We start from the raw sequence: 12,174 nt of genomic DNA, 5'->3' as shown, positions 1-12,174 counted from the left end.
ATTACATCAAGTCAAAGCTGTAATAACTTGAGCAACGTTTATCACCCGGATCTTTGTCCCTAGAGTCGCTGCAACAATCGTCAGCGAGGCAACCTCTATGTACACCCCACTGGACCAGGCCCTGAGTGCCTTTGCCCGAACCGAGCTGCTGCAAGGCCCGACGCCCATCCAGCGGGCCGAACGGCTGGAACGGCTTTTAGGCCTGGATACCCAGAAAATCGGTCTGTATCTCAAGCGTGACGACCACATGTCGCTGGGCGGTGGCGGCAACAAATTGCGCAAACTTGAGTTCCATCTCGGCGCCGCACAGCAGGCTGGGGTCGATACCGTCATTACGGTCGGGGGCCTCCAGTCCAACCATGCGCGCCTGACCGCTGCGGCCTGCGCCAGCCGGGGCATGGCCTGTGAATTGATACTGACGCGCTCGGTCCCCAAAGCCGATGTCGATTACGAACTCAACGGCAACGTATTGCTCGACCAATTGTTCGGCGCTCAGCTGCAGGTGCTCGCCGCAGGCACCGACGCGCTGGCCAACGCCGAAGCACGCGCTGCGCACCTGCGTGATTCAGGGCACCGGGTTTTGGTGATCCCCATGGGCGGTTCCACGCCCCTGGGCAGCCTCGGCTATGCCCGCTGCGCCGCAGAGATCGCAGGCCAGGAAAGCGAACTGGGCCTTACCTTCGACCAGATCGTCGTGCCAAACGGCAGCGCAGGCACCCACGCCGGCCTGGCTGCCGGTTTCCAGCTGCTGGAACGCGGTACTTCGATCGTCAAGTCCTACTCGGTGCTGTCGGACCGGCACCTGTCGGCGATCCGAACCCTGAACCTGACACTGGACACCCTGGCCTTGCTCGGCAGCCAGGCCAGACTGACGGACGCAGATATCGTCATCGACGGCAGCCAATTGGGCCAGGGCTACGGCCTGCCGACCCACGCCATGCAGGACGCCGTCCGCCTGATGGCCCGCGCCGAAGGCCTGCTGATCGACCCGGTCTACTCCGGCAAAGCCTTCGCCGGCCTGCTGGCCGACCTGCGCCAAGGGCGCTTCCGCCCCGGCGACAACGTGCTGTTCGTCATGACGGGCGGCACACCGGGGCTGTATGCCTATCGGGAAACGCTTCAGGCCTGAGCCTCAATCGTCCCGCGTCAGCACTTCCAGCAATTCAATCTCGAAAACCAGGTTGGAATTGGGCGTGATCTTGCCCATGGTGCGCTCGCCGTAGGCCAGGTGCGCCGGCACCCGTAATTTGCGTTTGCCGCCAACCTGCATGCCCATCAGGCCCTGGTCCCAGCCTTTGATGACCCGTCCGGTGCCGATCACGCATTGGAAAGGTTTGCCCCGGCTGTAGGAGGAATCGAATTCGGTGCCATCTTCCAGCCAGCCGCGGTACTGGGTGGTGATCAGCGCGCCCTTGACGGCGGCTTTGCCGCTGCCCGGCTCGATGTCGATGATTTGCAGTTCGTCGTTCATGTTTGCACTCGTTCACTGTCGCCCGGCTACGGGCGCGGACGCAGGTTTTCGCAGAATTTGTCGTCCATGGCAATCCATGGAACCGCGTGGTGTTTAACGCGATCCCATAAATGAGGAACTATCCTGCACAGTACCGGGAGTTTCTTTACTGGCTCTAGCTGCTTTGAGCCGGTGTGTGGTCTACCATAGGCGCAATTTCGCAATGATGGCCAGCCATGATGGCACCCCAATGAATTTCGTCTGGATCAGCGCAGTGCTTGGCGCAACGGTGGTCGTTCTGATCGCCGCGATGGTCTGGCGTGAGCGCTCGTTGCGCAGGCAATTGGCCGAACAGCAGGTGCGAATTGGCAGCTTGACCGAGCGGCAAACGGCCCTGGAGAAAGGCGACGCCGAACGCTACAAACGCAGCCAGTACTTTGCGCGTATCGGCACCTGGGACTGGGATGTCGACACCGAACGTCTGTATTGGTCCGACGCGATCTTTGGCATGTTCGGTTTCAAAATTGGCGAAGTCGTGCCTTCCTACGCGCTGTTTTGCAGTTGCGTACACCCTGAGGATCGCGAGCGGGTGCGCGCAGGCGAGTTGCGCTGCCTGGAAACCGGCGAAAACCATGATGAGGAATACCGGGTCGTCTGGCCGGACGGCACCATTCGCTGGCTGCGCGAAACCGGTAATGTGGTGAAGAACGCCCACGATGAAACCATCAAGATGATGGGCGTGGTGCGCGACATCACCGAGGAAAAAGCCTCCGCCAGCTACCTCAAGCACCTGGCCCATTTCGACCCGCTGACCGGGCTGCCCAATCGCCTGGTGCTCGAAGAACGGCTGTCCGATGCATTGGAACAGGCGCGCATCAGCGGTACTCGCGTGGCGCTGGTGTTCATCGACCTCAACGGTTTCAAGGCGATCAACGACCGTTACGGCCACGCCGCTGGCGACCGTGTGCTCGTCACCATGGCCACCCGCCTCAAGCGTATTCTGCGGGCCACCGACACCGTCGCGCGCATCGGTGGCGACGAATTCGTGGTGATCCTCCAGGGCTTGCCGGAGGGTGGCAATTTGCAGGATGAAGCCCGGGTGATCTGCCAGAAGATCTTCGTCGAGCTGTCGCCGCCCATCAACATCGGCAGTGACCACCGCCATATCGGCACCAGCCTGGGTGTGGCGATGTTCCCCGATCATGCGCCGAGCATGGATCGCCTGATCCATATTGCCGACCTGGCGATGTATGAGGCCAAGCGCAGTGGGAACAACCAGTATCGGTTGGGTGGGCAGGTGGTTGGGCATTGATGCCCTTGATTTTCTGGCGACTGGGATTACGCCATCGCGAGCAGGCTCGCTCCCACAAAATGCACCGCTGTCCCCTGTAGGAGCGAGCATGCTCGCGATGGAGGTCCAGACACCGCGGGGTATCAGTCAGCCAGCGTTATCGTCAACGACCTTCGCGAGCAAGCCCGCTCCCACAAAAGCAGGAGAGTATTGATCCGCTTCACGCATCAATCTATGCCAACAATGCACTTATCATATCGGTCCCCCTGCTCCACCATTCGCCCCAATAAGAACCGTGCGCCGCGTCCCTTTGGTGCACGTCATAACAGCGGTGGAGTACAGGTCAATGACTGCAGCAATCCCTTCCGGGCGTTCACGCGCCGGTGCCATTTTCCGAGTGACGTCGGGTAACTTCCTCGAACAGTTCGACTTCTTCCTTTTCGGTTTTTATGCCACGCAGATCGCTGCCGTGTTCTTCCCGGCCAGCAGCGAATTCGCCTCCCTGATGATGACTTTCGCGGTGTTCGGCGCCGGCTTCCTGATGCGTCCGCTCGGCGCGGTGGTGCTGGGTGCCTACATTGATGACGTGGGCCGGCGCAAAGGCCTGATCGTCACCCTGTCGATAATGGCCAGCGGCACGATACTGATTGTGCTGGTGCCCGGTTACGAAACCATCGGCTTGTTCGCCCCCGCCCTGGTGCTGATCGGCCGCCTGCTGCAAGGCTTCTCCGCCGGTGCAGAGCTGGGTGGCGTGTCGGTGTACCTGGCGGAAATCGCCACCCCTGGCAGAAAGGGCTTTTTCACCAGTTGGCAGTCCGGCAGCCAGCAAGTGGCGATTGTCGTCGCGGCAGCGCTGGGCTACGGCCTGAACCAGTGGATGGCACCGGCGGCGATTGCCGATTGGGGCTGGCGCATTCCGTTTTTCGTCGGCTGCATGATCGTGCCGTTCATTTTCCTGCTGCGCCGCAACCTGCAGGAAACCGAAGAGTTCGCCCAGCGTAAACACCGCCCAAGCATGCGCGAGGTATTTCGCACCCTGGCGCAGAACTGGACCATCGTGCTCGCCGGCATGCTGATGGTGGCACTGACCACCACCGCGTTCTACCTGATCACCGTGTATGCACCGACCTTCGGCAAGACCGTGCTGCACCTGAGCACTTCCGATGCCTTGCTGGTGACCCTGCTGGTGGGTGTGTCGAACTTCTGCTGGCTGCCGATTGGCGGCGCCCTGTCTGACCGCATCGGCCGCCGTCCGCTGCTGATCGCCATGGCCCTGCTGGCCCTGGCCACCACGTACCCGGCGCTGACCTACCTGGTCAACGCCCCGAGCTTCGCCCACATGCTGCTGGTGCTGCTGTGGCTGTCGTTCATCTACGGCCTGTACAACGGCGCAATGATCCCGGCGCTGACCGAAATCATGCCGGCCGAAGTGCGCGTGGCCGGTTTCTCCCTGGCCTACAGCCTGGCCACCGCGGTGTTCGGCGGTTTCACCCCGGCGGTGTCGACCTTCCTGATCCAGTACACCGGCGACAAGGCGGCACCTGGCTACTGGATGAGTTTTGGTGCGCTCTGCGCGCTGTGCGCGACGCTGTACCTCTACCGCCGCGCCAGCGGCCGCCTGCAACCGGCGATGTCCTGAGCCTGCCCCTTGGAGAACAATAAAATGAAAAAACTGTTCAACCTCGCCGCCCTCACACTGGCCGCCAGCCTGGGCCTGTGCAGCCTCGCCCAGGCCGAAGAAATCCGCGTGATGACCTCCGGTGGTTTCACCGCTGCCTATAAAGTCCTCGGGCCGAAATTCGCCGCGTCCACCGGCAACACCCTCGACACCGCTCTCGGTCCGTCGATGGGCAAGGCGCCGGAAGCGATCCCCAATCGCCTGGCCCGTGGCGAACAGGCCGATGTGGTGATCATGGTCGGTTACGCCCTCGACGAGCTGATCAAGCAAGGCAAGGTCGACCCGGCATCGCGCGTCGAACTGGCTGACTCGCGGATCGGCCTGGTGGTGCGCGAAGGCGCGCCGAAGCCGGACATCAGCTCGGTGGATGGCCTGAAAAAGACCCTGCTCGACGCTAAATCGGTGGCCTACTCCGACAGTGCCAGTGGCGTGTACATCGAAGACCAGCTGTTCAAGCGCCTGGGTATCGAGGATCAGCTCAAGCCCAAGTCGAAGATGATCCCGAAGATCCCCGTGGGTTCGGTGGTTGCCACGGGTGACTATCAACTGGGCTTCCAGCAGGTCAGCGAATTGCTGCCGGTGCCGGGTGTGAGTTTCGTGGCGAAGATTCCGGAATCGGTGCAGTCGGTCACCCGGTTTGCCGCCGGCATCCCGGTCGGCGCCCAGCACCCGGCGCAAGCCAAGGCGCTGCTCGACTACCTGGCGTCTTCCGCCGCACAAGCGGACGTGAAAGCCACCGGGCTGGATTCGGTCAGTCGCTGACTTCGACCTTCATTTCCACCACCAGGCGTTCCAGCTCCAACGCCGCCGGGGTCAGCGTACGACCCCGGCGCTTGATGATACCGACGCTGCGCATCACCTGCGGGTCGGTCAACGGCACCCGCGTCAGGATCGGATGATCCGCCGCCGGCATCGCCATCAGCGGCACCGCCGCCACCCCCAGCCCCGCTTCCACCAGGCCGATCATGGTCGTCACATGCCGGGTTTCGCAGATGCTCTGGCGCTGCGGCACGATCCCGGTCAAGGCTTGATCGAGCAGAAAACGATTGCCCGAGGTTTTATCCAGCGAAATGTAGTCCTGCTGGTAGAACTCGTCCCAGGTCACGCTGCTGCGCCCGGCCAGCGGATGATCGCGCCGACAAGCCACCACATACCCCTCCTGCACCAGCGGCTCGAAATCGACTTCGGCTTCCAGGGTGCCCATGAAGCTCAGGCCGAAATCCGCTTCGCCGTTGACCACCGCGCTCAAGACGTCGTGGGCGCTGGAGTCGAGGACCTTGACCTTGATGCGCGGAAACTGGCGGTGGTAGTGGGCCACGACCCGCGGCATGAAGTAGTACGCCGCTGACGGCACGCAGGCCACCGTGACATGACCGAGCCGGGTCGAGGCCACTTCGCTGATGCCCAACAGCGCCACGTCCAGGTCGTCGAGCAAGCGCTCGACACTGGGCATGAAGCCGCGACCGGCCTGGGTCAGGCTGACCTTGCGCGTGGTGCGCTCGAACAGCCGTACGCCCAGGGCATCTTCGAGCTTCTCGATGCGCCGGCTCAGGGCCGGTTGGGAGATGCGTACGGCGTCGGCGGCCTTGCGGAAACTGCCCTGCTCGACCACGGCACGAAAGGCTTGCAGGTCGTTGAGGTCGAAGTTGATGGCCATGCACGGGCTCGGGGCGTGGGAAAGATTGATCAGCTTATCCTATGAATGTAACTTTTTAATGCAAAATGTAACTGGATTTGTGTTGTTAGAGAGGCCGCCATCGCGGGCAAGCCCGCTCCTACAGGGGATTTGTGTCGTTGGAAGGCCTTCTGTGGGAGCGAGCCTGCTCGCGATAGCTTTTACTGACGCACACAGCCTCAACCTTTATCCTTGCGCCCCCCGCCACACCGAGTCCTGGAGTTTTCCCGATGCCCCATGAAGGCAACCTGTTGCAAGCCGCTGTCGTGTTCCTGTTCGCGGCGGTGCTCACCGTTCCCCTGGCCAAGCGCCTGCAACTGGGGGCGGTGCTGGGCTATCTGTTTGCCGGCGTGATCATCGGCCCGTCGGTGCTGGGGCTGATTGGCAACCCGCAGAGCGTGAGCCATATCTCCGAACTCGGGGTGGTGTTGCTGCTGTTCATCATCGGCCTGGAATTGTCGCCACGGCGTTTGTGGGTGATGCGCAAATCAGTGTTCGGCGTGGGCCTGGCGCAGGTGTTGCTGACCGGTTCGGTCATCGGTGTGGTCGCGCTGTTCCTGTTCGGCCAACCGCTCAACAGCGCCATCGTGCTGGGTCTGGGCCTGGCGTTGTCGTCCACCGCCTTCGGCCTGCAAAGCCTGGCCGAGCGCAAGGAGCTGACCAGCCCCCATGGCCGGCTGGCGTTTGCGATCCTGCTGTTCCAGGACATCGCCGCCATCCCGCTGATCGCCCTGGTGCCGATGTTGGCCGGCGGCGATCACACCACCAGCGCTTCCCAGGATTTGAACCACGCCCTGCAAGTGCTGGGCAGCATCGCCGTGGTGGTCATCGGCGGACGCTACCTGTTGCGTCCGGTATTCCGCGTGGTCGCACGCACCGGTTTGCCGGAAGTGTCCACGGCCACTGCCCTGCTGGTGGTGATCGGTACGGCATGGCTGATGGACCTGGTGGGCGTGTCGATGGCGCTGGGCGCCTTCCTCGCCGGCCTGCTGCTGGCGGACTCCGAGTATCGCCACGAACTGGAAGCGCAGATCGAGCCGTTCAAGGGTTTGCTGCTGGGCCTGTTTTTCATCAGCGTCGGCATGGGCGCCAACCTCGGGCTGCTGCTCAGTGCACCGATCACCGTGCTGGGCCTGACGCTGCTGTTGATTGCAATCAAGCTGCCGCTGCTGTTCGTGGTGGGCCGACTCGCGGGTGGCCTGGGCAAGGTCAGCGCGATTCGCCTGGGCATCGTGCTGGCGGCAGGTGGTGAATTCGCCTTCGTGGTGTTCAAGATCGGCCGCGATCAGGGCCTGTTCGAGCCGCGCCTGTACGACCTGCTGGTGCTGACGATCACCCTGTCCATGGCGCTGACACCGCTGTTGCTGCTGGTCTGCGCCCGGCTGGTCAGCCCGAAGGTGCAGCCGGTGGCGGTGCCGGAGAAATTCCGCGAAATCGACACCGACGAGCCTCGGGTGGTGATCGCCGGCATGGGCCGCATGGGCCAGATCATTGCGCGTATCCTGCGGGCGCAGAACATCAAGTTCGTCGCCCTCGACACCTCGGTGGAAACCATCGAACTGTCGCGCAGCTTCGGCGGCGTGCCGGTGTTCTACGGCGACCCGATGCGTCCGGAAATCCTCAGCGCGGCCAAGGTCGAGCAGGCGGAATACTTCATCATCGCCACCGATGACCCGGACGCCAACATCAAGACCGCCGAGGTCGTGCACCGCCTGTACCCGCACATCAAGATCATCGCCCGCGCCCGTAACCGCCAGCACGTGCACCGCCTGGTGGACCTGGGCGCCGAGGCGATCCGGGAAACCTTCTATTCGAGCCTGGAAATGAGCCGGCGCACCCTGGTCGGTCTCGGCCTGACCGAAGCCCAGGCGGATGCGCGAATCAAGCGTTTCAAGCATCACGACGAGCAGGTGCTGGAAGCGCAGCATGCGGTGTATGACGATGCGGCGAAGGTGTTGCAGACGGCGCAGGAAGCTCGGGCTGATCTGGCCAAGCTGTTTGAGTCGGATCAGCTTGAGGAGCAGGCCAGTAAGAATTGATGTGAGCTATAGGGCCCCATCGCGAGCAGGCTCGCTCCCACAATGGATCTCTTGTGGACATAGCATTTGTGCTCACCCAAAACCCACTGTGGGAGCGGGCTTGCTCGCGATGAACGATAACGCGGTCTAACTGATTAAAGGGACATGCTGATGGCAACCGACCAACCCGCCCCAGCCCTCAAGGAAATCTTCAACGCCGAGCGCCTCCAGCACATCGCCACCGAGATGAGCGCGGTCTACCCCGAATTCGACGCCCGCACCTTCCTGCGCATGGCCAACGACGGCCTGGCCGAACAGTCGATCATGCAGCGCATGGCCCGGGTCAGCGAGTGCCTGCACGCCACGCTGCCGTTGAGTTACGAAGCCTCGCTGGAGGTGTTGCGCGCCCTCGCCCCACGGCTGAACAGCGCCTTCGTCAGCGTCTCGCTGCCCCACTACGTCGCCACTTATGGCAGCAACGCCTTCGAGCCGTCGATGGCGGCGCTGAAGTACTTCACCACCTTCGGCTCCGCCGAGTTCGCCATTCGCCACTTCCTGCGCAGTGATTTCGAACGCACTCTGGCGGTGATGCACGACTGGTCACTGGACGCCAACGAACACGTACGCCGCCTGGCCAGCGAAGGTTGCCGCCCGCGCCTGCCGTGGTCGTTTCGCCTGGAGCGCATCCAGGCCGACCCGCGCCTGGCGGCGGTGATCCTCGACAACCTCAAGGCCGATGACAGCCTCTACGTGCGCAAGTCGGTGGCCAACCACCTCAACGACATCACCAAGGACCACCCCGACTGGGTGCTGGACCTGATCGAAGGCTGGTCGCTGGACAACAAGCACACCGCCTGGATCGCCCGACATGCACTGCGCAGCCTGATCAAGCAAGGCAACCAGCGCGCGCTGGCGATCATCGGTGCCAGCGGCAAGGCCGAGGTCGAGATCATCGGGGTGAACGTCACGCCGACGGTGATCGCGCTCGGCGAAAAGATCACCCTGTCGTTCACGGTCAAGTCCACGGTAGAGAGCAGCCAGCGCCTGGTGATCGACTACGCCATCGACTATGTCAAAGCCAATGGTGGGACGTCGGCGAAGGTGTTCAAGCTCAAGGCGCTGACCCTGCCGGGCGGCGCCAGCGAGACGGTCAGCCGCAGCCAGTCGATCAAGGAACTGACCACCCGCCGGCACTATGCCGGGCGGCATGCGGTGCATGTGCTGGTGAATGGGGAGCGGTTGGCGAGTAGTTACTTCGATATCTTGCCCTGAACACCGCTCCCCCTGTAGGAGCGAGCTTGCTCGCGATGGCGGTCTGTCATTCAAAACTGTGTCGACGGACCGGGCCTCATCGCGAGCAAGCTCGCTCCTACAGGGGAAGCGGTTATGCGCCTAGCAGCAGGCTCTGCTCACGCTCACACATCTGCACGATGTAATCCCACATCACCCGCAGCCGCACCGACTTGTGCAACTCGCGGCGGGTGCTGATCCAGTAACTGCGCTGGATGCTCTCCTCCGGAAACAACGGCACCAGTTCCGGATCGGCGCTGGCCATGTAGCACGGCAGCACGGCGATGCCCAGGCCCGCCCGCGCCGCCTGTTGCTGGGCGATCACGCTGGTGCTGTGGAAGACCACCTGCGGGTTGCGGCAGAAACTGTTGAGGAACATCAGTTCCTGGCTGAACAGCAGGTCGTCGACGTAGCCGATCCAGGCGTGCCGGCTGAGGTCTTCGCGGCTGTGCAGCGGCGGCGAGCGGTCGAGGTAAGCCTGGCTCGCGTACAACGCCAGGCGGTAGTCGGTGAGCTTGCGCGTGACCAGCATGTCGGCCGACGGGCGTTCGAGGTGGATGCTGATTTCCGCCTCACGGTTGAGGATGCTGACGAAGCGCGGCACCGCCACCAGCTCCACTTCCAGCCCCGGATAACGTTCGAACAGCCCGTTCATGCGGCTGGTGAGAAACATGATGCCCAGGCCTTCGGTCACGCCGACGCGGATCTTGCCCAGTGGCGCAGTCGATTGGCTGATCTCTTCCTGGGCCAGCAGCGCGACGTTCTCCATCGCCTCGGCATGCTTGAGCAGCGCCTCGCCGGCCGGTGTCAGCTCGTAGCCCTGGGCGTGCTGGACGAACAGCGCCGCGCCCAGACTTTTCTCGATGGCCTCGATATGCCGCGCCACGGTGGCGTGGGTGGTGTGCAAGCGGCGTGCGGCGGTGAGCAGGCGCCCGCTGCGCTGCAACTCGAGAAAAAACCGCAGGTCATTCCAGTCGAACATGAAGCGTTCCCCAGGCGGGTGGCTTGAACGCGCTGTTTAAAAACGCACAGCAGCTGCGCAAAAACTAACATTCTTTTGTCGAAAGCTAACAACTAGGATGACCGACAACAAGAACAACAACAGAGGTCAGGGATGCAGACTTCCCTTGATGAGTTCGACTACATCGTGGTCGGGGCCGGGCCGGCCGGTTGCCTGTTGGCCAATCGCCTGTCGACCAACCCGCAACATCGCGTGTTGTTGCTCGAAGCCGGCGGCCGCGACAACTACCCGTGGATTCACATCCCCGTGGGTTACCTGTTCTGCATCGGCAACCCGCGCACCGACTGGTGTTTCAAGACCGAAGCGCAAGCCGGCCTGCAAGGCCGCGCCCTCAGCTACCCGCGTGGCAAGGTGCTCGGTGGCTGTTCCTCGATCAACGGCATGATCTACATGCGTGGCCAGCGCGGCGACTACGACGGCTGGGCCGCCGAGGGCAATGCGGGTTGGGGCTGGGACGAAGTGCTGCCGCTGTTTCGCAAAACCGAAAACCACTTTGCCGGCGACTCGCCGTTCCACGGTGCCAGCGGCGAATGGCGCATCGAACGCCAGCGCCTGTCCTGGCCGATTCTCGATGCGTTCCGCAGCGCCGCCGAACAGAGCGGCATCGCCAGCATCGACGACTTCAACCAGGGCGACAACGAAGGTTGCGGGTACTTCCAGGTCAATCAGAAAGGCGGGGTGCGCTGGAATGCGGCCAAGGCTTTTCTCAAGCCGATCCGCCAGCGGCCCAATCTCACGGTACTGACTGAAGTCGAAGTCGACCGCGTCCTGCTGGAAAACGGCCGCGCCGCTGCAGTCAGTGCCCGCTGGCAGGGCCAACCAAAAAGCTTCAAGGCCCGCCAGGAAATCATCCTGTGCGCCGGTGCCGTCGGCTCGCCCGGCATCCTGCAACGCTCCGGCATCGGCCCGCGCCCTCTGCTGGAAAAACTCGGCATCGGTGTCGTGCATGAACTGCCGGGGGTTGGCGGCAACTTGCAGGATCACCTGCAACTGCGACTGATCTATCAACTGGAAAACGCCCGCACCCTGAACCAGATTGCCGGCAGCGTATGGGGCAAGATGGGCATGGGCCTGCGCTACCTGTATGACCGCAGCGGGCCCTTGTCGATGGCGCCGAGTCAGCTGGGCGCGTTTGCCCGCTCAGGGCCGGAGCAGACTTCGGCCAACCTTGAATACCACGTGCAGCCGCTGTCGCTGGAGCGTTTCGGCGAGCCTTTGCATGCCTTCCCCGCCTTCACCGCGTCGGTGTGCGACCTGCGTCCACAAAGCCGCGGGCGTATCGACATCCGTTCGGCCGACCCGCAGCAGGCGCCCTCGATCCAGCCCAACTACCTGAGCCACCCTGAGGACCTGCGTGTGGCGGCCGACGCCATCCGCCTGACCCGGCGCATCGTCTCGGCGCCCGCCCTGCACGCGTTCAAGCCGGTGGAATACCTGCCTGGCGAGAGTTTGCAGAGTGAGGAACAGCTGCACGAGGCGGCCGCGCGTATCGGCACGACGATATTCCATCCGGTGGGCACCTGCCGCATGGGCCATGACGCAGGCGCAGTGGTCGATGCGCAGCTCAAAGTCCACGGCATCCCCGGCCTGCGCATCGCCGACGCGTCGATCATGCCGCGCATCACCTCGGGCAACACCTGCTCGCCGACGTTGATGATTGCCGAGAAGGCGGCGCAGATGATTTTGGCGCCTGTAACACGAACCAACACCCCAACCGTGGAACTGGCCACGAACACCTGAACTCAATGTAA

The 12,174-nt window shown here is 63.0% G+C and carries 10 protein-coding genes; 7 read left to right on the top strand and 3 right to left on the bottom strand.

The annotated features are described in order from the left end of the window. Nucleotides 1-97 precede the first annotated feature (97 nt). Nucleotides 98-1,129: a D-cysteine desulfhydrase family protein gene (locus ABVN20_RS05650; RefSeq protein ID WP_368554511.1), complete on the top strand. Its 1,032-nt coding sequence runs from the start codon at nucleotides 98-100 to the stop codon at nucleotides 1,127-1,129. A 3-nt stretch (nucleotides 1,130-1,132) separates the two neighbouring features. Here ABVN20_RS05650 and ABVN20_RS05645 read toward each other — a convergent pair whose 3' ends face one another. Further along, nucleotides 1,133-1,471: an FKBP-type peptidyl-prolyl cis-trans isomerase gene (locus ABVN20_RS05645; RefSeq protein ID WP_368554510.1), complete on the bottom strand. Its 339-nt coding sequence runs from the start codon at nucleotides 1,469-1,471 to the stop codon at nucleotides 1,133-1,135. Between the two features lie 229 nt (nucleotides 1,472-1,700). Here ABVN20_RS05645 and ABVN20_RS05640 point away from each other — a divergent pair, with 229 nt between their 5' ends. The 3 genes from ABVN20_RS05640 to ABVN20_RS05630 all read left to right on the top strand — a co-directional run bounded on the left by ABVN20_RS05640 (nucleotide 1,701) and on the right by ABVN20_RS05630 (nucleotide 5,181). After that, nucleotides 1,701-2,762, top strand: a complete 1,062-nt coding sequence (locus tag ABVN20_RS05640) for a diguanylate cyclase (RefSeq protein WP_368554509.1) — start codon at nucleotides 1,701-1,703, stop codon at nucleotides 2,760-2,762. A gap of 325 nt (nucleotides 2,763-3,087) precedes the next feature. Then, the gene (locus tag ABVN20_RS05635) at nucleotides 3,088-4,380 is read left to right on the top strand and encodes an MFS transporter (RefSeq protein ID WP_368554508.1); all 1,293 of its coding nucleotides are present in this window, start codon (nucleotides 3,088-3,090) and stop codon (nucleotides 4,378-4,380) included. A 24-nt stretch (nucleotides 4,381-4,404) separates the two neighbouring features. Next, complete coding sequence (locus ABVN20_RS05630; protein WP_368554507.1) at nucleotides 4,405-5,181, top strand: substrate-binding domain-containing protein; 777 nt, start codon at nucleotides 4,405-4,407, stop codon at nucleotides 5,179-5,181. On the opposite strand, the gene ABVN20_RS05625 is transcribed toward ABVN20_RS05630, so the two are convergent. Then, complete coding sequence (locus ABVN20_RS05625) at nucleotides 5,171-6,076, bottom strand: LysR family transcriptional regulator (protein WP_368554506.1); 906 nt, start codon at nucleotides 6,074-6,076, stop codon at nucleotides 5,171-5,173. The genes ABVN20_RS05630 and ABVN20_RS05625 overlap by 11 nt on opposite strands. A gap of 248 nt (nucleotides 6,077-6,324) precedes the next feature. Between ABVN20_RS05625 and ABVN20_RS05620 the strand changes: the two genes are divergently transcribed. Together ABVN20_RS05620 and ABVN20_RS05615 are read left to right on the top strand one after the other, a co-directional pair. Beyond that, nucleotides 6,325-8,133, top strand: a complete 1,809-nt coding sequence (locus ABVN20_RS05620; RefSeq protein WP_368554505.1) for a monovalent cation:proton antiporter-2 (CPA2) family protein — start codon at nucleotides 6,325-6,327, stop codon at nucleotides 8,131-8,133. A gap of 150 nt (nucleotides 8,134-8,283) precedes the next feature. Continuing rightward, complete coding sequence (locus ABVN20_RS05615; RefSeq protein WP_368554504.1) at nucleotides 8,284-9,384, top strand: DNA alkylation repair protein; 1,101 nt, start codon at nucleotides 8,284-8,286, stop codon at nucleotides 9,382-9,384. A gap of 112 nt (nucleotides 9,385-9,496) precedes the next feature. On the opposite strand, the gene ABVN20_RS05610 is transcribed toward ABVN20_RS05615, so the two are convergent. Then, complete coding sequence (locus tag ABVN20_RS05610; RefSeq protein WP_368554503.1) at nucleotides 9,497-10,384, bottom strand: LysR family transcriptional regulator; 888 nt, start codon at nucleotides 10,382-10,384, stop codon at nucleotides 9,497-9,499. Between the two features lie 132 nt (nucleotides 10,385-10,516). Here ABVN20_RS05610 and ABVN20_RS05605 point away from each other — a divergent pair, with 132 nt between their 5' ends. Continuing rightward, nucleotides 10,517-12,163 (top strand): GMC family oxidoreductase, encoded by a 1,647-nt coding sequence (locus ABVN20_RS05605; RefSeq protein ID WP_368554502.1) that lies wholly within the window; start codon nucleotides 10,517-10,519, stop codon nucleotides 12,161-12,163. Nucleotides 12,164-12,174: the final 11 nt, after the last annotated feature.

The sequence above is a fragment of the Pseudomonas sp. MYb118 genome (genome assembly GCF_040947875.1).
GTDB lineage: Bacteria > Pseudomonadota > Gammaproteobacteria > Pseudomonadales > Pseudomonadaceae > Aquipseudomonas.
This window is presented reverse-complemented; position numbering and strand designations above follow the sequence as displayed.